The sequence below is a fragment of the Streptococcus sp. HMSC056C01 genome, from assembly GCF_001811305.1.
GTDB lineage: Bacteria > Bacillota > Bacilli > Lactobacillales > Streptococcaceae > Streptococcus.
Genome location: NZ_KV804204.1, coordinates 1 through 438 on the forward strand (window position 1 = coordinate 1; position 438 = coordinate 438).

A 438-nucleotide genomic window follows, 5' to 3' on the forward strand; every position below is an offset into this window, starting at 1 on the left:
TTCGTTGCGGTTGTAACATTTTGTTGATTTATAACATCCACTTGACAGATACTATCTTTTTTCATAATATTTTCTCCTAGCCTAATATAGTCCATAGTATGTCAAAACTGTTATTTTCAATCAGGATATATATCCCCAATCCTAAATAAACAACGGCAATAAACCATCTGCTATATTTCTCCAAAATTTCTCCAACAGAAGAGACTTGTGCCAATTTTTGGGCAGAAAAAACCAAGAGATAAATCATGACTAGAAAGGTAAGTAAAGCTACTATCAAATTTGCTAAATTTAAGGTAGTAAAATATGGAACAAAGACACCAATATTGTCAGCACCACAACTTGCAAAAGTAATCATAGCGACTAGAAATATCAGGTTTTTATTATCTTTGCGCAAACCTTCTTTGGCAATAGCTTCTCCATCAGAATCTCCTAAAAGCA

General features: G+C 32.9%; 1 protein-coding gene and 1 pseudogene. Both read right to left on the reverse strand.

Annotated features, from left to right (window positions below; genetic code table 11):
• Window positions 1–65, reverse strand: a pseudogene (locus HMPREF2795_RS10310) (transcriptional regulator); the annotation flags it as partial.
• A gap of 11 nt (window positions 66–76) precedes the next feature.
• The coding region (locus HMPREF2795_RS05945; protein ID WP_186822901.1) for a cadmium resistance transporter at window positions 77–438 on the reverse strand (362 nt) is incomplete at its 5' end.